Source organism: Mesorhizobium australafricanum (genome assembly GCF_033977265.1).
In the GTDB taxonomy this organism is placed as follows: Bacteria; Pseudomonadota; Alphaproteobacteria; order Rhizobiales; family Rhizobiaceae; genus Mesorhizobium; species Mesorhizobium australafricanum.
Genome location: NZ_JAVIIT010000004.1, coordinates 235,220 through 254,703 on the forward strand (window position 1 = coordinate 235,220; position 19,484 = coordinate 254,703).

The window sequence follows — 19,484 nt, forward strand, 5'->3', positions numbered from 1 at the left end:
AGATCGAGCTTATCTGTGGATGCGAGGAAGCCGAAGCAAGGGCACGAGAAAAAGGGCGGCCCGCTGTCCGCGGGCCGCCCTTTGATCGAGCCGAATAAGGTCAGTGGTTGTCGCGCGGCACGCCGCTGGTATGCGCGACGTCCTGGTATTTCACCGCCGGCTTCAGCACCATGCCGGCCGAGAACTGGTCGACCATGCCGCGCTGGATCTCCTGCCAGGGCGTCTGGTGCTTGGGATAGTGATAGCCGCCATTGCCCTGCAGCGCGGCGCTCCGTTTGGCGATCTCCTCGTCGCTGACGAGGATATTGGCCGTGCCCTTCTTCAGGTCGATGCGGACGCGGTCGCCGGTCTTGAGCAGCGCCAGGCCGCCGCCGATCGCGGCTTCCGGCGAGGCATTGAGGATCGACGGCGAGCCGGAGGTGCCGGACTGGCGGCCGTCGCCGATGCAGGCCAGCGAATGGATGCCCTTCTTGATGAGGTAGGCCGGCGGCTGCATGTTGACCACCTCGGCACCGCCCGGGTAGCCGACCGGACCGGCGCCGCGCATGAACAGGATCGTATGCTCGTCGATGCCCTGCGCCGGATCGTCGATGCGGGCGTGGTAATCCTCCGGCCCGTCGAAGACCATGGCGTTGCCCTCGAAGGCTTCCGGATCGTTCGGGTTGGAGAGGTAGCGCTCGCGGAATTCCGGCGAGATGCCGCTGGTCTTCATGATGGCGGAATCGAACAGATTGCCCTTGAGGTTGATGAAGCCGGCATTGGCCTTGAGTGGCTTGGCGGCGCTCCGGATGACATCGTGATCCTCGGTGACGGCATCGCTGCAATTGTCGCCCATGGTCTTGCCGTTGGCGGTGATCGCATCGGGATGCGGCAACAGGCCGCCCTTCATCAGTTCGGCCACCACCGCCGGCACGCCGCCGGCATGGTGATAGTCCTCGCCGAGATACTCGCCGATCGGCTGCAGGTTGACGAGCAGCGGCACGTTGAGGCCGATCTTCTGCCAGTCGTCATTGTCGAGCGGCACGCCGAGATGGCGGGCAATGGCGTTGAGATGGATCGGCGCGTTGGTCGAGCCGCCGATGGCCGAATTGACGACGATGGCGTTCTCGAAGGCCTCGCGGGTCATGATGTCGGAGGGCTTCAGGTCCTCATGCACCATGTCGACGATGCGCTTGCCCGTCTCGTAGGCGATCTGGCCGCGCTCGCGATAGGGCGCCGGAATGGCGGCCGAGCCCGGCAGTTGCATGCCGAGCGCCTCGGCCAGCGAATTCATGGTGGTGGCGGTGCCCATGGTGTTGCAGTAGCCTGTCGACGGCGCCGAGGAGGCGACGATGTCCATGAACTCGTCATAGTTGATCTCGCCGGCCGAGAGCCTTTGCCGGGATTCCCAGACGATGGTGCCGGAGCCGGTGCGCTTGCCCTTGTGCCAGCCGTTGAGCATCGGGCCGACCGACAGCGCGATGGCCGGAATGTTGACGGTGGCGGCCGCCATCAGCAGCGCCGGCGTGGTCTTGTCGCAGCCGATGGTGAGCACGACACCGTCGAGCGGATAACCGTAGAGCACCTCGACGAGGCTGAGATAGGCGAGGTTGCGGTCGAGCGCCGCGGTGGGGCGCTTGCCGGTCTCCTGGATCGGATGGCACGGGAACTCGAACGGGATGCCGCCCATCGAGACGATGCCTTCGCGCACGCGCTTGGCAAGCTCGAGATGGTGCCGGTTGCAGGGCGAAAGGTCGGAACCGGTCTGCGCGATGCCGATCAGCGGCTTGCCCGACATCAGCTCGGCGCGGGTCAGGCCGTAGTTCAGATAGCGCTCGAGGTAGAGCGCCGTCATGCCCGGATTGTCGGGATTGTCGAACCACTCCTGCGAGCGAAATTTCTTCTTCTTGGTGGGGGCGCCTGCCATGGTGGTCTCCGTATTTGTATGACAAATCGATAGGACAATGCGTTCATGCAGGCAAGAGGCAGGCGCGCCGCGACCCGGACTTTGGTGCGATAGACTTGTTTGAGGCCGCGCGCTACGACCAATCAGCATCAGCAATCCGGGAGGTCTTGATGGCTTTGGTGATCGAAGGCGAGGAGCGGATCGCCGCACCCGTTGAGAAAGTATGGGAAGCCCTCAACGACCCGGAGATACTGAAAGGGTCGATTCCCGGTTGCCAGAGCCTGGAAAGGAGCTCGGACACCGAGATGGCCGCGACCGTGGTGCTGAAGATCGGGCCGATCAAGGCGACCTTCAACGGCGCGGTGACGCTGAAGAATCTCAAGCCGCCGCATTCCTACACCATCCAGGGCGAAGGCAAGGGCGGCATTGCCGGCTTCGCCAAGGGCGGCGCCGACGTCACGCTTACCGCCGACGGGCCGGCCGCGACAGTGCTCAAATACGCCGCCAAGGCCGAGGTCGGAGGCAAGATCGCGCAGCTCGGCAGCCGGCTGATCGAGTCGACATCGAAGAAATTGGCCGGGCAGTTCTTCTCGACGTTTGGCGAGAAGGTCGGCGCCTGACCCCTCCCCTCGAGGGTTATTCGAACACTATGCTCGGTACGGCCGCTTCGGCCGCGCCGCGCTCTTCCTGGACCCGATCCCAGACCTTGCTTGCGATGTCGCGATAAATCTTCGCCTCGGCGCCCTCCGGCTTGGAGGCGACGACCGGCGCGCCGGCATCCGAGCTTTCGCGAATACCCATCTCCAGCGGCACCTCGCCAAGGAAGGTGACGCCCAGGCGCTCGGCCTCGCGGCGCGCGCCGCCATGGCCGAAAATGTCGTAGCGCATGCCGGTGTCGGGCGCGAGGAAGTAGCTCATGTTCTCGACGATGCCGAGCAGCGGCACGTCGACCTTCTTGAACATGTTGAGGCCCTTGCGGGCGTCGATCAGCGCCAGGTCCTGCGGCGTCGAGACGATGACGGCGCCGGCGAGCGGTACCTGCTGGGCCATTGTGAGCTGGGCGTCGCCGGTGCCGGGCGGCATGTCGACCACCAGCACATCGAGCGGACCCCACTCGACCTCGCGCAGCATCTGGGTGAGCGCCGACATCACCATCGGGCCGCGCCAGATCATCGGCGTCTCCTCATCGACGAGGAAGCCCATCGACATCACCTTGAGGCCGTAATTCTGCATCGGCTTGAGGATTTTGCCGTCGACGGTCTGCGGCCGGCCATGGATGTTGAGCAGCCGCGGCATCGACGGGCCGTAGATGTCGGCATCGAGCACGCCGACCTTCAGTCCGTTGGCGGCGAGGCCCAGCGCCAGGTTGACCGCGGTGGTCGACTTGCCGACGCCGCCCTTGCCGGAAGCCACCGCGATGATGGCATCGATGCCGGGGACGCCGCGCTTGCCATGGCTCTGCGATGCGGGCGCGTGCGGCGCGGGACGCTGCGGCGCCGGCTGGGAAGCGACCGGCCGCGGCGCGGCCGGGCGCGGCGGAACCGGCGCTTCCATGCCGCCGCCCTTCTTCTCCGCCGTGAGCGCGACGACGGCGCTGGCGACGCCAGGGATGGCCTTCACCGCGCGCTCGGCCGCGGCGCGCAACGGCTCCAGTTCCTGGGCACGGGCGGCGGGAACGGTGATCGAGAAGAACACCTTGGAATCGGCGATGAAAATCTCGGAAACCATGCCCAGGTCGACGATGTTGCCGGTGAAGTCCGGCCCGTTCACCGTCTTCAGGCGCTCGACGACGGATTCCTTGGTAACGGTCATGATCTTTCCTCGGGTTTGGCGTTGGAGATAGTGCAGTTTCCCGGCAGAACCAAGCCGTGGCGCAATGGCTCGCCCGGCGTGCCCCGGAAAGCGACCGATGGTGTCGGATTTGCCGACCGGGTCGAGGTTCGAGCCTTTGTTTTGATGCATGTCGTGATCCCAGAGCCGTGCACACCTCTGGGCGACATGCATTAGTCATGGCCAATCGACCCGATCGCGCTATCTCCATTGCCATCACGACAATCTGTAAAGGAGACCGTCATGCTCCAGAACAGCAACGCGACAGCCAATCTCGCGGTGAAGGACCTGGAAAAGGCCAAGGCTTTCTATGAAGGAACGCTAGGCCTCAGCCAAGTGGGCGACATGGGCGGCGAACTGATCGTCTATAAAAGCGGCGACACGCTCATCAATGTCTACCATTCGCAGTACGCCGGCACCAACAAAGCGACGGCGGTGACATGGACGGTCGGCGACCAGATCGAGCCCATCGTCAAGTCGCTGAGATCGAGGGGCGTCAGCTTCGAGCACTATGATATGCCCGGCCTGACGCTCGAGGGCGACATCCATGTCGGCGACGGCATGAAAGTCGCCTGGTTCAGGGATCCCGACGGCAACATCCTGAACCTGGTGGACAAGTAACCGCGATTTCCGCTGTCGCGATTGGTATCGGTGTCGCGACTGGTATCCGTAATGCCGGCCCATCTGGCGCAGGCCTCCTGCGCTCGATAGGTTGCTCCGATGATCGACAAACTGGAGTTCTTCATCGCGCTCGCCAAGGAGGAGCATTTCGGCCGGGCCGCGGAGGTGTGCGGGGTCACCCAGCCGACGCTGTCGGCCGGTATCAAGCAGCTCGAGGAGCAGCTCGGCGTCATGCTGGTGCTGCGCGGCTCCCGCTTCCAGGGCCTGACGCCGGAAGGCAAGCAGGTGCTGGGCTGGGCGCGCCGCATCGTCGGCGACACAAGGACGATGCGCGAGGAGATGCGGGCGGCGCGCCACGGCCTTGCCGGCCGCATCCGCATCGCCGCCGTCCCGACCGCCCTTGCCATGGTGGCGCGGCTGACGACGCCGTTCCGCGAAAAGCATCCGGGCGTCACCTTTTCGGTCCTGTCGCGGACCTCGATCGAGGTGCTGTCGCTGCTCGGCAATTTCGATGTCGATGCCGGCATCACCTATCTCGACAACGAGCCGCTCGGGCGCGTCACCAGCGTGCCGCTCTATGACGAGCGCTACCAGCTGATCACGGCGGTCGGGAACCCCTATTCCGACCGCGACAAAGTGACGTGGGCCGAGATCAGCCAGCTGCCGCTCTGCCTGCTGACGCCGGACATGCAGAACCGTCGCATCATCGACCAGCACCTGGCAGAGGCCGGCGTGCAGGTGCGCCCGACGCTGGAATCCAATTCGATGATCGTCCTGTTCTCGCATATAAGGACCGGCAAATGGTCGTCAATCATGCCGCTCAACCTTGCGGAAACATTCGGCTTTTCCGAACCGATCCGGGCGATCCCGATCGTCGAGCCGGATGCCAGCCACACCGTCGGGCTGGTGGCGGCGCCACGCGAGCCGCACACGCCTTTGGTGCAGGCGCTGCTGGACGAGGCGATGGCGCTGGCGGACGATTTCCGCGCCCATCGCTAGGCTAGACACTGCGAGTTGCCGAGTTTCGATAGAAAATTTCTATCAAGCAACGGAAGCGCTTTATTGATTTCGGAGGTTTCCTCTGATTTCGTAAGGACTTAGCGATATTGCGTCCATGCATGTCGTTGCCCCAAAACCGCTACAGAATTGGGCGACATATGATTGGATGCCACGACCAAGGGAGGGCGCTGCGTGACCATGCAGGCCGCAAGTACCGAGATCACGTCGCGCACGGCGGCGATCATTGACGAGATGAAGGGCCTCGAAGGCCCGTTGCTGCCGATCCTGCACAGCATACAGGAAGAGTTCGGGCACGTTCCGAAGGACGCGCTGACGGTGATCGCCGATGGGCTGAACCTCTCGCGGGCCGAGGTGCACGGCGTCGTCAGCTTCTATCATGACTTCCGCGCCCACCCGGCCGGACGGCATGTGCTGAAGCTCTGCCAGGCTGAAGCCTGCCAGTCGATGGGCTCGGATGCCGTCGCGGCCAAGGTCAAGCAACTGCTCGGCATCGATTTCCACGAGACCACCCGCGACGGATCGGTTACACTGGAGCCGGTCTACTGCCTCGGGCTTTGCGCCTGCTCGCCGTCGGCGATGCTCGATGGCGAAGTGATCGGCCGGCTCGATGACGAAAAGATCGAAGAGATCGTCGCGGAGGTGCGTTCATGATCCCGCGCATCTACATTCCGGCTGACTCCGGCGCGCTCGCGCTTGGCGCCGAGAAGGTCGCAAAGGCGATTGAGGCGGAGCTCAAGGAGCGCGGCGTCGAGGCCAAGATCGTGCGCAACGGCTCGCGCGGCGCCTATTTCCTCGAGCCGATGGTCGAGGTGGCGACGGCCGAGGGCCGCGTCGCCTACGGGCCGGTCAAGCCGTCGGACGTCAAGAGCCTGTTCGATAGCGGCTTCCTCACCGGCGGTCATCACAAGCGCTGGCTGGGCGCCCCCGACAATATCCCCTTCTTCGCCAAGCAGACGCGGCTGACCTTCGCGCGCTGCGGCATCAACGACCCGCTGTCGCTCGATGCCTACAAGTCGCTTGGCGGCCTGAAGGGCCTGCAGAACGCCGTCGCCATGGCGCCTGCCGATATAGTCAAGCAGGTCACCGAATCCGGCCTGCGCGGCCGCGGCGGCGCAGGCTTCCCGACCGGCATCAAGTGGAAGACGGTGCTGGATACGGCGGGCGCGCAGAAATACATTGTCTGCAATGCCGACGAAGGCGACAGCGCCACTTTCGCCGACCGGATGATCATGGAAGGCGATCCCTTCGTGCTGATTGAAGGCATGGCGATCGCCGGCATCGCCACCGGCGCGACCAAGGGTTTCGTCTATGTCCGCTCGGAATATCCGCATGCGGTGGCGACGATGAACAAGGCCGTCGCGATCGCCCGCAAGGCGGGCGTTCTGGGCGTCAACGTGCTGGGCTCGCCCAACGCCTTCGACATGGAGATCCGCGTCGGCGCCGGCGCCTATGTCTGCGGCGAGGAAACCTCGCTCTTGAACAGCCTCGAGGGCAAGCGCGGCGTGGTGCGCGCCAAGCCGCCGCTGCCGGCCATCCAAGGCCTGTTCGGCAAGCCGACGGTGATCAACAATGTGATCAGCCTGGCCTCGGTGCCGATCATCATGGACAAGGGCGCCGCCTTCTACAAGGATTTCGGCATGGGCCGCTCGCGCGGCACGATCCCGATCCAGATCGCCGGCAACGTCAGGAATGGCGGCCTGTTCGAGACGGCCTTCGGCCTGACGCTCGGCGAAATCGTCGACGACATCGGCGGCGGCACGGCTTCCGGGCGTCCGGTGAAGGCGGTTCAGGTCGGCGGCCCGCTCGGCGCCTATTTCCCGCGCGCCTTGTTCGACACGCCCTTCGACTATGAAGAATTCGCCAAGCGTGATGGATTGATCGGCCATGCCGGCATCACAGTGTTCGACGACACAGCCGACATGCTGAAGCAGGCGCGTTTCGCCATGGAGTTCTGCGCCATCGAAAGCTGCGGCAAGTGCACGCCCTGCCGCATCGGCTCGACGCGCGGCATGGAGGTTCTCGACAAGGTCGCCGCGGGAATCGAGGCGGAAAAGAACCTCGCTCTGGTCACCGACCTCTGCAACACCATGAAGTTCGGATCGCTGTGTGCGCTGGGCGGCTTCACGCCCTACCCGGTGATGAGCTCGATCACGCATTTCCCCGACGACTTCAAGCCCGCGCCGGCGCGCGTGGCGGCTGAATAGGAGCTGGCAGATGAACATCAAGGCCGACTTCCCGACACTCATCGAAGAGATCGACTACGGAACGCCAGAGTCGACAGCGACGAAGCAGGTTACGCTGACGGTCGACGGGCAAAGCATCACCGTGCCGGAAGGCACGTCGATCATGCGCGCGGCGATGGAAGGCGGGGTCGAGATCCCGAAGCTCTGCGCCACCGACATGCTGGACTCCTTCGGCTCCTGCCGCGTCTGCCTGGTCGAAATCGAGGGCCGCGGCGGCACGCCGGCCTCCTGCACCACGCCGGTCGGCGAAGGCATGGTGGTGCGCACGCAGTCGGACCGGCTCGACGCCATCCGCCGCGGCGTCATGGAGCTCTATGTCTCCGACCATCCGACCGGCTGGAACGAGAAGGCCGGAACCGGCGCCAGCGAGTTCGACGCGGTGGCGAAGTCGGTCGGTCTCTCCGAGAACCGTTACGGCGTCGAAGGCCGCAACCACGTCAAGGAAGAGAACGGCGTCGCGCCCGGCCATGGCTCTTTAGCCGTCGACTATATCGCCCGCGACGAATCGAACCCCTATTTCACCTACGACCCGGCGCAGTGCATCGTGTGCTCGCGCTGCGTGCGCGCTTGCGAGGAGGTACAGGGCACCTTCGCCTTGACCATCGAGGGCCGCGGCTTCGAGTCGCGCATGGTGGCCGGCATGCATGAGGATTTCATCGCTTCCGAATGCGTGTCCTGCGGCGCCTGCGTGCAGGCCTGCCCGACCGATGCGCTGCGCGAGAAGACCGTGCTCGAAAAGGGCATGCCGGAGCGCTCGGCCGTCACCACCTGCGCCTATTGCGGCGTCGGCTGCTCGTTCAAGGCCGAGGTGAAGGATGACGAGGTCATCCGCATGATGCCCTACAAGGACGGCAAGGCCAATCACGGCCATTCCTGCGTCAAGGGCCGCTTCGCTTACGGCTATGCCACGCACAAGGACCGCATCCTGTCGCCGATGATCCGCGAGAAGATCTCCGATCCGTGGCGCGAGGTGAGCTGGGAAGAGGCGATCGCCCATACGGCGAAGGAATTCCGCCGCATCCAGTACCAGTACGGACGCACCGCGATCGGCGGCATCACCTCCTCGCGCTGCACCAACGAGGAGACCTACCTCGTCCAGAAGCTGGTGCGGCAGGGCTTCCGCAACAACAATGTCGATACCTGCGCCCGCGTCTGCCATTCGCCGACCGGCTACGGGCTCGGCCAGACCTACGGCACCTCTGCCGGCACGCAGGATTTCGATTCGGTCGAGTTCACCGATGTTGCCGTCATCATCGGCGCCAATCCGGCTTCGGCCCATCCGGTGTTCGCCTCGCGGCTGAAGAAGCGGCTGCGCCAGGGCGCCAAGCTGATCGTGCTCGATCCGCGCCGCACCGAGATGGTCAAGTCGGCGCATGTCGAGGCCGACTATCACCTGCCGCTGAAGCCCGGCACAAACGTGGCGGTGCTGACCGCGCTGGCGCATGTCATCGTCACCGAGGGCCTGTTCGACGAAGCTTTCATCCGCGAACGCTGTGACTGGGCGGAATTCCAGGACTGGGCGTCCTTCGTCGCCCTGCCGGAAAACAGCCCGGAGGTTGTCGGCAAGCTGTCCGGCGTCGATCCCGAGCTGATCCGGGGTGCTGCGCGCATGTACGCCAAGGGCGGCAATGGCGCGATCTATTACGGCCTCGGCGTCACCGAGCACAGCCAGGGCTCGACCACGGTGATCGCGATCGCCAACCTCGCCATGGCCACCGGCAATATCGGCCGGCAGGGCGTCGGCGTGAACCCGCTGCGCGGCCAGAACAATGTGCAGGGCTCCTGCGACATGGGCTCCTTCCCGCATGAGCTGCCGGGCTATCGCCATATCTCGGGCGAAGCGGTGCGCGACATCTATGAGAGCCTATGGGGCGTGAAGCTGGACGACGAGCCGGGCCTGCGCATCCCCAACATGCTGGATGCCGCCGTCGACGGCTCGTTCAAGGGCATCTACATCCAGGGCGAGGACATCCTGCAGTCGGATCCCGACACCAAGCATGTCGCCGGCGGCCTCGCCGCGATGGAATGCGTGGTCGTGCACGACCTCTTCCTCAACGAGACGGCGAACTACGCGCATGTCTTCCTGCCGGGTTCGACCTTCCTCGAGAAGGACGGCACCTTCACCAATGCCGAGCGCCGCATCAACATGGTGCGCAAGGTCATTGAGCCGAAGGCGCGCTACGCCGACTGGGAAGCGACGCAGGAGCTTGCCCGCGCCATCGGGCTCGACTGGAACTATACGCACCCGTCGCAGATCATGGACGAGATCGCCAAGACCACGCCGAGCTTCGCCAATGTCTCCTTCGATCTGCTCGACCGTGTCGGATCGGTGCAATGGCCGTGCAACGAAAAGGCGCCGCTCGGCACGCCGATCATGCATGTCGACGGCTTCGTGCGCGGCAAAGGCAAGTTCATCCGCACCGAATATGTGGCGACCGACGAGCGGACCGGACCGCGCTTCCCGCTGCTGCTCACCACCGGCCGCATTCTTTCGCAGTACAATGTCGGCGCGCAAACCAGGCGCACCGAGAACGTCATGTGGCATGCCGAGGACCGGCTGGAGATCCATCCGCACGACGCCGAAGTCCGCGGCGTCCGCGAAGGCGACTGGGTGCGGCTGGCAAGCCGTTCGGGCGAAACCACGCTGCGCGCGCTGATCACCGACCGCGTCTCGCCGGGCGTCGTCTATACGACCTTCCACCACCCGGACACGCAGGCCAACGTGATCACCACCGACTTCTCGGACTGGGCGACCAACTGTCCGGAATACAAGGTCACCGCCGTGCAGGTGGCGCCGTCCAACGGCCCGACCGACTGGCAGAAGGACTATAACGAGCAGGCGCAGCAGAGCCGTCGTATCGCTCCGCTGGCGGCGGCGGAGTAGTCTTGACCACGCGGCGCAAAGCCACGACGCAAATCTCTCGGCTGGCGCATCGCGCCGGCGGCACCGCTGCCGCGAACCGGATGGTGCCGGAGGAGACGCCGGTGGCGTTCTCCTATGCCGGCACCACGCATGCGGTGATGATGGCGAGCCCCGCCGATTTCGAGGATTTCGCGCTCGGCTTCTCGCTGACCGAAGGCATCATCGCCGACCCGGCGGAGATCGAGGCGATCGAAGTCGAGGATCTCGGCGCCGGCATCGATATCCAGATCCGGCTGAAGGACAAGGCCAACACGCGCTTCCAGGCGCGGCGGCGCAGGCTGGCCGGGCCGGTCGGCTGCGGGCTGTGCGGCATCGAATCCATCGAGGAGGCGATGCGCTCGGTCGACGCGGTTGGTGCGTCACGGCTTACGCTTCAGGCAGAGGATATTGCAAGTGCCGTCCGGCTGCTGTCGAAGGTGCAAAAGCTGCACGCGGAGACCGGCGCGGTGCACGCGGCCGGCTTCTATGTTCCCGGCAAGGGAATCGTGATGGCGCGTGAGGATGTCGGCCGCCACAACGCGCTGGACAAGCTCGCCGGCGCCTTGGCCAAGGCCGGCATCGACGGTTCGAGCGGCGCGGTGGTCGTGACCTCGCGCGTTTCGGTCGAGATGGTGCAGAAGACGGCGGCCATCGGCGCCGCGATCATCATGGCCGTTTCCGCGCCGACCGCCCTTGCCATCCGCACGGCGGATGCCGCCGGCATGACGCTGGTGGCGCTGGTGCGCGGCGACGATTTCGATATTTTCACCCACCCCGATCGGGTGGCTTCCGGAGTTGCCAAGCATGTCGCATGACGAAGACCACATCACCAGCACCAGGGAGAAGCTGGTGCGCATGGCCAACCAGATCGCCACCTTCTTCCATTCGAAGCCGCGCGAGGAAGGCATTGCCGGCGTTGCCGAGCATATCAACAAGTTCTGGGAGCCGCGGATGCGGCGCCAGTTCTTCGAGATGCTGGACGCCGGCACCGAGAACTTCGACGACCTCGTGATCGCCGCCTCGGCCAAGATCAAGCGGCCGCCGACACCGGAACAGGCCGACACGAGCATCGGTTACACCAGGCCCGCGCGGGTCGAGAACGCCGCTCCGCGGAAGTAGCCGGCAGGCGGTTTTCGGCACAAAAGGTCTTATATTTCCGCTCTCTAAAGTTTGCCTGCCTTAGACGGCCCGCTTCTGCTATGGTCGGCGACAACAAGTCGTCTGGCCGGCGGGGTAGTTTGCGTGAGGCCGATCGAGACCAGATACGCCCGCAGCGGGGATGTGCGGATCGCCTATCAGGTGGTCGGCCAGGGCTCGTTCGATCTGGTCTTCGTACCGGGCTTCATCTCCAATCTCGACCTGCACTGGGAAGACGAAGGCTACAGCCGCCTCCTGAAGCGGCTGTCCGCCTTCTCGCGGCTCATCCTGTTCGACAAGCGCGGCACGGGTCTCTCGGACCGCGTCGACGCCCACCACCTGCCCAGCCTCGAAACGCGCATGGACGACGTGCGCGCGGTGATGGACGCCGCGGGCAGCGGCCGCGCGGCGGTCCTCGGCGCCTCGGAAGGCGCGCCGATGGCGATGCTGTTCGCCGCCACCTATCCGGAGCGGACGCGGGCGCTCGTGCTCTATGGTGGCTACGCGAATTTCCACAAATGGGTGATGCCGCCGGAACGGCTGGAAGCTTTCATCGAGACGGCGGAAACATCCTGGGGTACCGGCGCCACCTTGCCCAATTTCGCCCCGGGCCGGGTCGACGATACGCATTTTTCGCAATGGTGGGCACGCTTCGAGCGGCTGTCGGCCAGCCCGACGGCCGCGGCAGCACTTGCACGCATGAACGCCGATATCGACGTCCGCAATATACTCGGGACGATCAGCGTGCCGACATTCCTGATCCATCGCCGTAACGACGCCCGCGTCGACCCCGACGCCAGCCGCTTCCTGGCCAGGAAGATCGCCGGCGCCCGCCTGGTCGAGATTTCGGGTCGCGACCACCCGATCTGGACCGGCGACGTCGACCGCGTGGCCGATCTGATCGAGGAATTCCTGACCGGAGAGCCAGCGGTAGCCGATGTAGAACGGGTGCTCGCCGCGCTGCTGGTGACACGCATCTATGACACCACGAGGCTTGGCGATCGCTTGTGGAGCGAACGCAGCCTGCGCTTTCAGGAGAACTGGCGATTGCTGGTCGGTCGCCATGGCGGGCGTGTAGCCGGATCGCATGGCGAACTGATGATCTCGCGCTTCGACGGCCCGGCCCGCGCCGTGCGCTGCGCGGCGCTGCTGCGCGAGGCGGCCCAGGAAATTGGTGTGGCAAGCGCACAAGGGACGCATGTCGGCGAGGTCGAGGTGCGCGGGCCGCCGACGGGGCTGACGGCGCGTGTGACAATGCAGCTTGCCGCCCATGCCGAACGTGGCCACATCCTCTGCTCACGGCTGGTCGCCGACCTGGCCGCAGGTTCCGGGCTGCATTTCACCGACGCCGGGCGCATCAGCCTCGACGAACTGGACGAGCCGCTGGCGCTGGTGCAGGTGACGGCCGAACAGCATCTGGAGCCGGCCTGCCGCCCCAAGCCCAAGCCGCCCGAGCCGACAGCACTGACGGCTCGCGAAAGCGAGGTGGTGAGCCTGATCGCCGACGGCAAGAGCAATGCCGCGATCGCCGCCGAACTCAGCCTCAGCGAGCACACCGTCAAGCGCCATGTCGCCAACATATTGCTCAAGCTCGACCTTCCGTCGCGGGCGGCGGCAGCGGCATTCTCGGCCAGACATGCTGGCCCGGACGGGCCATGAGAGCCATGGCGCTTTCGGGCGAAGCGGCCGGGGTGCCGTAGGAGTATCAATTCTCCCCATGCAGGCCAGGCGATGCAGCCACAAAGGCACTGCGAATGGAGGATGAAATGCTGAAACTCAATCGCAAGATCGGATTGCTGGCATTTGCCGCGGGCACATTGCTGGCCATCACCGCCGCGCGGGCCGAAGACGCTTCGGCCGCCGCCGCCTACAAGGACATCCAAGCCACGCTCGGCACGGTGCCCGACATGTTCAAGACGCTGCCGGATGTCGCGGTCGCCGGCGCCTGGGCCGAAATCAAAGGCGTGCAGCTCAATCCGAACACCGCCCTCAATGGCAAGACCAAGGAGCTGCTGGGGCTCGCGGTCGCCTCGCAGATCCCCTGCCAGTACTGCATCTATTTCCACACGCTGGCGGCCAAGGCGAACGGCGCGAGCGACGAGGAGATCAAGGAGGCCATCGCGATGGCGGCGATCGTGCGCCACTGGTCGACGATGCTCAACGGCAGCCAGGTCGACCTCGCCACCTTCAAGAAGCAGACCGACGACCTGTTCGCCGCCGTCAAGGCGAAGTCGCAGTGAAAGACCCGCAGCCCGGCGATCGTGCCGGGCTGCGGTCCCAGCAGTCGAACGCCCGGTCAGACGGGCCATGGAGACAAGAAATGTTGACCAAGACAAAGACAGTGGACGGCGCGGCGATCAAGAAGGCGATCGAGGGTCGTGATGGCAAGCTGCTGTCGAGCTTCTACACCGACGATGCGCTCGTGCGCGTCGTCGACCGCAACAACCCGCCGAGCAAGCCGCGCGAAATCCGCGGCCGCGCGGCGATCAGCACGTTCTGGGACGACATCTGCAGCCGGGCGATGACGCACAAGGTCGACACCACGATCGCCGAGGGCGACAACCTCGCCTTCATGCAAGCCTGCGCCTATCCGGACGGCACGAAGGTGGTCTGCGCGGCGATGCTGGAGCTGAAGAACGGCCTGATCGCGCGGCAGACCGTGGTGCAGGCCTGGGACGAATAGTCAACCGCGGACAAATCAGACAGCGGCCTGGGCCGCAATCATGAGGGAGAGCAAGCATGTTCAGCGCCAGATGGCAGATCGACGCCAAGTTCGGGCACAAGCAGACCGCACTTGAGCTGATGCGGAAATGGGAGCGCGAGATCGGCTCGCAGGTCGGGCTCGCTGACTTGAATTTCCGCCTCATGACCGGCTCGATCGGCGCACGCGAAGCGACGATCGAGTCCCATCACGAGGTCGAGAGCCTGGCCCAGTTGGAAGCATTCTTCGCCAAGATCGCCAAGATCGACGCGCATGCCAAGTGGGGCAAGGAGCTGGAACCCTATGTGGTGTCGGGCACCAGCCTGTGGCAGATCTTCCGGATCGTCGAGTAGTGGCCTGCTTTCTTCTCCCCGTTCACGGGGAGAAGATGCCGGCAGGCAGATGAGGGGCAGAGCCAGCGTAGCAGAAGTTTGCGCTGCCCCTCATCCGGCCCTTCGGGCCACCTCCTCCCCGTGAACGGGGAGAAGGAATTTCCTACCCGTGCGCCACCATCACATGGCGCACCGCTGTGTAGTCTTCCAGGGCGTAGAGCGACATGTCCTTGCCGTAGCCGGATTGCTTGAGGCCGCCATGCGGCATCTCGTTGGTCAGCATGAAGTGAGTGTTGATCCAGGTGCAGCCATATTGCAGGCGGGCGGCGGTGGCCATGGCGCGCGAGACATCCCTGGTCCACACCGACGAGGCAAGGCCGTAGTCGCTGTCATTCGCCCAGTTCACTGCTTCGTCGACATCCGAGAAGCGGGTGACCGAGACGACCGGGCCGAACACTTCGCGGCGCACGATCTCGTCCTCCTGCAGCGCCCCGGCGACGACTGTCGGCTGGTAATAGAAGCCGGAGCCCTCGCCCGGCTTGCCGCCGGTGGTGATCTCGATGTGCTTCAGCTCCGATGCGCGCTCGACGAAGCTCGACACGCGGTCGCGCTGGCGGCGCGAGATCAGCGGGCCGATCTCGTTCTCGGTGTCGTCGGGCTGGTTGTACTTGATGGTCGAGACCGCCGAGGAGAGATCGGCGACGAGCTTGTCGTAGATTTTCTTGCCGGCATAGATGCGGCAGGCGGCGGTGCAGTCCTGGCCGGCATTGTAATAGCCGAAGGCGCGCAGGCCGTTGACCACGGCGCCAAGATCGGCGTCGTCGAAGACGATGACCGGCGCCTTGCCGCCGAGCTCGAGATGCGTGCGCTTGACCGACTTGGCGGCTGCCTGCAGCACCTTCTTGCCGGTGGCGACGTCACCGGTGATCGAGATCATGTTGACCTTGGGGTGGTTGATCAGCGTGTTGCCGACGCTGTCGCCGCGGCCGAGCACGACGTTGACGACGCCCTCGGGCAGCACATCGGCGAGGATCTTCGCCAGCTTCAGCGCAGTCAGCGGCGTCTGCTCCGACGGCTTGAAGACGGCCGTGTTGCCGCCGCCGATCGCCGGCGCCAGCTTCCAGGCCATCATCATCAGCGGATAGTTCCAGGGCGCGATCGAGGCGACGATGCCGATCGGGTCGCGCCTGACCATCGAGGTGTGGCCCGGAACATATTCGCCGGCCACCTGGCCGGGCATCGAACGCACCGCGCCGGCGAAGAAGCGGTAGCAGTCGACGATCGCCGGTATCTCGTCATTGAGCACCGCGTTGATCGGCTTGCCGCAGTTCAGCGCCTCGAGCGCCGCGAACTCCTTCGCTTCGGCCTCGATACGGTCGGCGATCTTCAGAAGATAGCCGGAGCGCTGCGCCGGCGTCGTGCGCGACCAACTGACGAACGCGTGTTCGGCGGCACTGACAGCCGCCTCGATCTGCGCCGGGCTTGCCTCCGGCAGGTTCAGGATCGTCGCCCCGGTCTTCGGATTGAGGATCGGCTCCTCGGTCTCTGTGCCCTTCTCGAATTTCGAGCCGATCAGCATCTGGGTGTCCATCAGATTTCTCCCTTAACAGGAGCGAATAGGGAGTAGCGAATAGCGAGTAGGGTTTGGCCATCGATTTCCCTATTCGCTATTCGCTACTCCCTATTCGCTGTTTTCATTTGCCCGAGCCAGCGATCTGGTCGCCGTCGCGGGTCAGGTAATAGGCAAAGAGGATCGGCAAGAGCGTCACCAGCACGACGACCATGGCCACGACATTGGTGACCGGGCGCTGGCGCGGGCGGATCAGTTCCTCCAGCATCCAGATCGGCACCGTCTGCTGCTGGCCGGCGGTGAAGGTGGTGACGATGACCTCGTCGAAGGACAGCGCGAAGGCGAGCATGCCGCCGGCAAGCAAAGCGGTCGCGATGTTGGGCAGAACGACATGCCGGAAAGTCTGGAAACCGTCGGCGCCGAGATCCATCGAGGCCTCGATCATCGAGCCGGACGTGCGGCGGAAGCGGGCGACGGCGTTGTTGTAGACGACGACCACGCAGAAGGTGGCGTGGCCGAGCACGATCGTCCAGAACGAGAACGGAATATCGGCCAGCGCAAAGGCGGACCGCAACGCGATGCCGGTGATGATGCCGGGCAGCGCGATCGGCAGGATGACCAGCAGCGAGATGGCCTCCCGGCCGAAAAAGCGGGTTTGCGAGACGGCGGCGGCGCACAGCGTGCCGAGCACCAGCGCGATCGCCGTCGAGATGGCGGCGACGCGAACCGACAGCGACAGCGCCTCCCAGACGTCCGGCCGGTTCCAGGTGACGGCGAACCATTGCGTGGTGAGCCCTGGCGGCGGCCAGACGAAGCTCTTCTCTTCCGTCGTGAAGGCATAGACGAAGATCAAGAGGATCGGCAGATGCAGGAAGAGCAGGCCGCCGGCAGCCGCGATCTTCAGGCCGAGCGGAGCACGTTGGCCACGGTCAGAGCGCATCGAAAGCCCCCATGCGCTTGGCGCCCCAAAGGTAGAAGCCCATGATGACGATGGGCACCACGGTGAAGGCGGCAGCGAGTGGGATGTTGCCGGCGGTGCCCTGCTGCGAATAGACGGCCTGGCCGATGAACAGGCGCGAGGTGCCGATGATCTGCGGGATGATGTAGTCGCCGAGCGTCAGCGAGAAGGTGAAGATCGAGCCGGCGACGATGCCGGGCAGCGCCAGCGGGAACAGCACGTTGCGGAAGGTCTGGCCTGGCGAGGCGCCGAGATCGGACGAAGCCTCGACCAGGTTGCCGGGCACGCGCTCGAGCGCGGCCTGAACAGGGAGGATCATGAAGGGCAGCCAGACATAGACGAAGACGATAAAGGTGCCGGTGAAGGAGACGGACAGCGAGTTGCCGCCGACGATCGGCAGCGACAGCCAGCCGTCGAGCAGCCATAGAAGGTCGAGCTTGGCCAACAGCCAGGTGAGGATGCCTTCCTTGGCCAGGATCAGCTTCCAGGCGTAGATCTTGACCAGATAGCTCGACCACAGCGGCAGCATGACGCCGAGATAGAACAGGGCCTTCCAGCGGCCGCGCGCGTAGCGCGCCGCGTAATAGGCGATAGGGAAGGCGACGATCGCGGAGGCGAGCGTGACGAGCGCCGCCATCGTCACCGTGCGCAGGATGATGTCGAGATTGGCGGCCTGGAGCAGATCGCCATAGGTCTTCAGTGTGAACTCGCGGTTGATGAGGCCGGAGAACTCGTCGATGGAAAAGAAGCTCTGGGCGAGCAGCGCAAACAGCGAGCCGATGTAGACGATGCCGAGCCATAGAAGCGGCGGCAGCAGCATCAGGAACAGCAGGAATTTCGGCCGGCGCCAGAAGAGATCGGAGAACGCGCCGCGCAGGCCGCCGCTGCCCGGCAGGATGGCGGGTGCTGGATTGGAATTGAGCGCGGCGATGGTCATGGGGCCGCTCCGTCGTGACGGAGATCATATGAGGAGAAGTCGAGATCCTTCGCGCCCCCCTCTGTCCTGCCGGACATCTCCCCCTCTAGGGGGGAGATTGGGTGTCGCAGCCGCTTTCGCCAATTGTCAGCGTTGGAAAGAGTGAGCCGGCGCCGGAACTGCCAATCTCCCCCCTTGAGGGGGAGATGGCCGGCAGGCCAGAGGGGGGCGCCGTAGAGCGCTACACCTGCGCGATCTGCCATTGCTGCGAGCGCCGTCATGCCGTCTCATCCATCAGATGCAGGCTCTCCCGATTGAAGGTGAGCATCACCGCCTCGCCTTCCGCGGGCAGCGACGTTCCCGCCGGCACCACGGCATGCAGCCTCAGCCCGTCCGCATCGAGCGCCAGCCTCGTCGTGGCGCCGAGATAATTCGTGCCGACAAGCCGCGCGGCAACGCCGTCACCGCTTGCCGCGCTTGAAACGCGGATTGATTCCGGTCGCAGGCTGCCCCAGCGATGCTGGCCGGAGTAGCGCTGGACGAAATCCGGCGGCAGCACGTTGGACGAGCCGACGAAATCGGCGACGAAGCGCGTGTTCGGCCGCTGGTAGATATCTTCCGGCGTGCCGACCTGCATGATCTTGCCGTCGTTGAAGACGGCGACGCGATCGGCCATCGACAGCGCCTCGCCCTGGTCGTGGGTGACGAAGACGAAGGTGATACCGAGCACCTTCTGCAGCGACTTCAATTCCTCCTGCATGTTCTCGCGCAGCTTGAGGTCGAGCGCGCCGAGCGGCTCGTCGAGCAGCAGCACCTTGGGCTGGTTGACGAGCGCGCGGGCGAGCGCGACGCGCTGGCGCTGGCCGCCGGAGAGCTGGCCGGGGCGACGCGTGCCATAGCCCGGCAGGCGCACCAGCGACAGCGCCTCCTCCGCTGCTTTCAGCCGTTCGGCCTTGCCGACACCCTTGACCATCAGGCCATAGGCGACGTTGTCGAGCACGTTGAGATGCGGGAACAGCGCATAGTCCTGGAAGACGGTGTTGACGTTGCGGCGATAGGGCGGAACGCCTTCTGCGCGCTCGCCGAAGATCGAGATCGAACCTGCCGTCGGCTGCTCGAAGCCGGCGATCAGCCGCAGACACGTCGTCTTGCCGGAACCGGACGGCCCGAGCATGGCGAAGAACTCGCCCGCGGCGATGTCGAGATCGACAGCGTCGACGGCGCGCACGCTGCCGAAATGGCGCGAGACTTGTTTGAAGGAAACGGCAGAGGTCATGGGGCCTATCAGTTCAGTTGCCGGTTAAACGAAGGCGAGTTCGCACGACGCCCACCTCCCCCTCGATGGGGGAGGTCGCGGCGAAGCCGCGGG

18 protein-coding genes are annotated in these 19,484 nt (G+C 65.0%); 12 read left to right on the forward strand and 6 right to left on the reverse strand.

The window, feature by feature from the left end:
- Positions 1 to 100: 100 nt before the first annotated feature.
- On the reverse strand, positions 101 to 1,906 hold the full coding sequence (locus RFM98_RS10345) for an IlvD/Edd family dehydratase (protein WP_320308761.1): 1,806 nt from the start codon (positions 1,904 to 1,906) through the stop codon (positions 101 to 103).
- A 149-nt stretch (positions 1,907 to 2,055) separates the two neighbouring features.
- Between RFM98_RS10345 and RFM98_RS10350 the strand changes: the two genes are divergently transcribed.
- Complete coding sequence (locus RFM98_RS10350) at positions 2,056 to 2,505, forward strand: SRPBCC family protein (protein ID WP_320308762.1); 450 nt, start codon at positions 2,056 to 2,058, stop codon at positions 2,503 to 2,505.
- 16 nt (positions 2,506 to 2,521) lie between these two features.
- Here RFM98_RS10350 and RFM98_RS10355 read toward each other — a convergent pair whose 3' ends face one another.
- Positions 2,522 to 3,697: an Mrp/NBP35 family ATP-binding protein gene (locus RFM98_RS10355; protein WP_320308763.1), complete on the reverse strand. Its 1,176-nt coding sequence runs from the start codon at positions 3,695 to 3,697 to the stop codon at positions 2,522 to 2,524.
- 261 nt (positions 3,698 to 3,958) lie between these two features.
- On the opposite strand from RFM98_RS10355, the gene RFM98_RS10360 reads away from it, so the two are divergent.
- From RFM98_RS10360 to RFM98_RS10410, 11 genes are all read left to right on the forward strand, one after another.
- Positions 3,959 to 4,336 carry a VOC family protein gene (locus RFM98_RS10360; RefSeq protein WP_320308764.1) on the forward strand — a complete coding sequence of 126 codons (378 nt, stop codon included), beginning with the start codon at positions 3,959 to 3,961 and terminating at the stop codon, positions 4,334 to 4,336.
- 99 nt (positions 4,337 to 4,435) lie between these two features.
- Positions 4,436 to 5,335, forward strand: a complete 900-nt coding sequence (locus RFM98_RS10365; protein ID WP_320215100.1) for a LysR family transcriptional regulator — start codon at positions 4,436 to 4,438, stop codon at positions 5,333 to 5,335.
- Between the two features lie 198 nt (positions 5,336 to 5,533).
- Positions 5,534 to 6,007: a formate dehydrogenase subunit gamma gene (locus RFM98_RS10370; RefSeq protein WP_430682293.1), complete on the forward strand. Its 474-nt coding sequence runs from the start codon at positions 5,534 to 5,536 to the stop codon at positions 6,005 to 6,007.
- Complete coding sequence (locus RFM98_RS10375) at positions 6,004 to 7,560, forward strand: formate dehydrogenase beta subunit (protein WP_320308766.1); 1,557 nt, start codon at positions 6,004 to 6,006, stop codon at positions 7,558 to 7,560. Before RFM98_RS10370 ends, RFM98_RS10375 begins: the two co-directional genes overlap by 4 nt.
- A 10-nt stretch (positions 7,561 to 7,570) precedes the next feature.
- Positions 7,571 to 10,483 (forward strand): formate dehydrogenase subunit alpha, encoded by a 2,913-nt coding sequence (gene fdhF, locus RFM98_RS10380; protein ID WP_320308767.1) that lies wholly within the window; start codon positions 7,571 to 7,573, stop codon positions 10,481 to 10,483.
- A gap of 2 nt (positions 10,484 to 10,485) precedes the next feature.
- Positions 10,486 to 11,316, forward strand: coding sequence for a formate dehydrogenase accessory sulfurtransferase FdhD (gene fdhD, locus RFM98_RS10385; protein ID WP_320308768.1), 831 nt, complete (start codon positions 10,486 to 10,488; stop codon positions 11,314 to 11,316).
- The gene (locus RFM98_RS10390; protein WP_320308769.1) at positions 11,306 to 11,620 is read left to right on the forward strand and encodes a formate dehydrogenase subunit delta; all 315 of its coding nucleotides are present in this window, start codon (positions 11,306 to 11,308) and stop codon (positions 11,618 to 11,620) included. Before fdhD ends, RFM98_RS10390 begins: the two co-directional genes overlap by 11 nt.
- 123 nt (positions 11,621 to 11,743) lie before the next feature.
- Positions 11,744 to 13,297 (forward strand): alpha/beta fold hydrolase, encoded by a 1,554-nt coding sequence (locus RFM98_RS10395; protein WP_320308770.1) that lies wholly within the window; start codon positions 11,744 to 11,746, stop codon positions 13,295 to 13,297.
- A gap of 107 nt (positions 13,298 to 13,404) precedes the next feature.
- A complete protein-coding gene (locus RFM98_RS10400) occupies positions 13,405 to 13,878 on the forward strand; it encodes a carboxymuconolactone decarboxylase family protein (protein ID WP_320308771.1) in 474 nt (157 codons plus the stop codon).
- A gap of 80 nt (positions 13,879 to 13,958) precedes the next feature.
- Complete coding sequence (locus RFM98_RS10405) at positions 13,959 to 14,321, forward strand: nuclear transport factor 2 family protein (protein ID WP_320308772.1); 363 nt, start codon at positions 13,959 to 13,961, stop codon at positions 14,319 to 14,321.
- Positions 14,322 to 14,377: 56 nt separating this feature from the next.
- Positions 14,378 to 14,692 (forward strand): hypothetical protein, encoded by a 315-nt coding sequence (locus tag RFM98_RS10410; protein WP_320215091.1) that lies wholly within the window; start codon positions 14,378 to 14,380, stop codon positions 14,690 to 14,692.
- A gap of 142 nt (positions 14,693 to 14,834) precedes the next feature.
- Here the strand turns inward: RFM98_RS10410 and RFM98_RS10415 are convergent, their stop codons facing one another.
- The 4 genes from RFM98_RS10415 to RFM98_RS10430 form a co-directional block, all read right to left on the reverse strand.
- Positions 14,835 to 16,262 carry a gamma-aminobutyraldehyde dehydrogenase gene (locus tag RFM98_RS10415; protein WP_320308773.1) on the reverse strand — a complete coding sequence of 476 codons (1,428 nt, stop codon included), beginning with the start codon at positions 16,260 to 16,262 and terminating at the stop codon, positions 14,835 to 14,837.
- 103 nt (positions 16,263 to 16,365) lie between these two features.
- Positions 16,366 to 17,181, reverse strand: coding sequence for an ABC transporter permease (locus RFM98_RS10420; RefSeq protein ID WP_320308774.1), 816 nt, complete (start codon positions 17,179 to 17,181; stop codon positions 16,366 to 16,368).
- Positions 17,171 to 18,136 carry an ABC transporter permease gene (locus tag RFM98_RS10425; protein WP_320308775.1) on the reverse strand — a complete coding sequence of 322 codons (966 nt, stop codon included), beginning with the start codon at positions 18,134 to 18,136 and terminating at the stop codon, positions 17,171 to 17,173. Before RFM98_RS10425 ends, RFM98_RS10420 begins: the two co-directional genes overlap by 11 nt.
- Before the next feature lie 256 nt (positions 18,137 to 18,392).
- Positions 18,393 to 19,391: an ABC transporter ATP-binding protein gene (locus RFM98_RS10430; protein WP_320308776.1), complete on the reverse strand. Its 999-nt coding sequence runs from the start codon at positions 19,389 to 19,391 to the stop codon at positions 18,393 to 18,395.
- Between the last annotated feature and the right edge of the window lie 93 nt (positions 19,392 to 19,484).

What these genes read in the sequence shown, in the direction of transcription:
- RFM98_RS10350 (WP_320308762.1), top strand. Translation starts at nt 2,056, where the DNA reads ATGGCTTTGGTGATCGAAGGCGAGGAGCGGATCGCCGCACCCGTTGAG.
- RFM98_RS10420 (WP_320308774.1), bottom strand. Translation starts at nt 17,181, where the DNA reads ATGCGCTCTGACCGTGGCCAACGTGCTCCGCTCGGCCTGAAGATCGCG.
- RFM98_RS10360 (WP_320308764.1), top strand. Translation starts at nt 3,959, where the DNA reads ATGCTCCAGAACAGCAACGCGACAGCCAATCTCGCGGTGAAGGACCTG.
- RFM98_RS10430 (WP_320308776.1), bottom strand. Translation starts at nt 19,391, where the DNA reads ATGACCTCTGCCGTTTCCTTCAAACAAGTCTCGCGCCATTTCGGCAGC.
- RFM98_RS10405 (WP_320308772.1), top strand. Translation starts at nt 13,959, where the DNA reads ATGTTGACCAAGACAAAGACAGTGGACGGCGCGGCGATCAAGAAGGCG.
- RFM98_RS10425 (WP_320308775.1), bottom strand. Translation starts at nt 18,136, where the DNA reads ATGACCATCGCCGCGCTCAATTCCAATCCAGCACCCGCCATCCTGCCG.
- fdhF (WP_320308767.1), top strand. Translation starts at nt 7,571, where the DNA reads ATGAACATCAAGGCCGACTTCCCGACACTCATCGAAGAGATCGACTAC.
- RFM98_RS10400 (WP_320308771.1), top strand. Translation starts at nt 13,405, where the DNA reads ATGCTGAAACTCAATCGCAAGATCGGATTGCTGGCATTTGCCGCGGGC.
- RFM98_RS10370 (WP_430682293.1), top strand. Translation starts at nt 5,534, where the DNA reads ATGCAGGCCGCAAGTACCGAGATCACGTCGCGCACGGCGGCGATCATT.
- RFM98_RS10355 (WP_320308763.1), bottom strand. Translation starts at nt 3,697, where the DNA reads ATGACCGTTACCAAGGAATCCGTCGTCGAGCGCCTGAAGACGGTGAAC.
- RFM98_RS10410 (WP_320215091.1), top strand. Translation starts at nt 14,378, where the DNA reads ATGTTCAGCGCCAGATGGCAGATCGACGCCAAGTTCGGGCACAAGCAG.
- RFM98_RS10390 (WP_320308769.1), top strand. Translation starts at nt 11,306, where the DNA reads ATGTCGCATGACGAAGACCACATCACCAGCACCAGGGAGAAGCTGGTG.
- RFM98_RS10415 (WP_320308773.1), bottom strand. Translation starts at nt 16,262, where the DNA reads ATGGACACCCAGATGCTGATCGGCTCGAAATTCGAGAAGGGCACAGAG.
- RFM98_RS10375 (WP_320308766.1), top strand. Translation starts at nt 6,004, where the DNA reads ATGATCCCGCGCATCTACATTCCGGCTGACTCCGGCGCGCTCGCGCTT.
- RFM98_RS10345 (WP_320308761.1), bottom strand. Translation starts at nt 1,906, where the DNA reads ATGGCAGGCGCCCCCACCAAGAAGAAGAAATTTCGCTCGCAGGAGTGG.
- RFM98_RS10365 (WP_320215100.1), top strand. Translation starts at nt 4,436, where the DNA reads ATGATCGACAAACTGGAGTTCTTCATCGCGCTCGCCAAGGAGGAGCAT.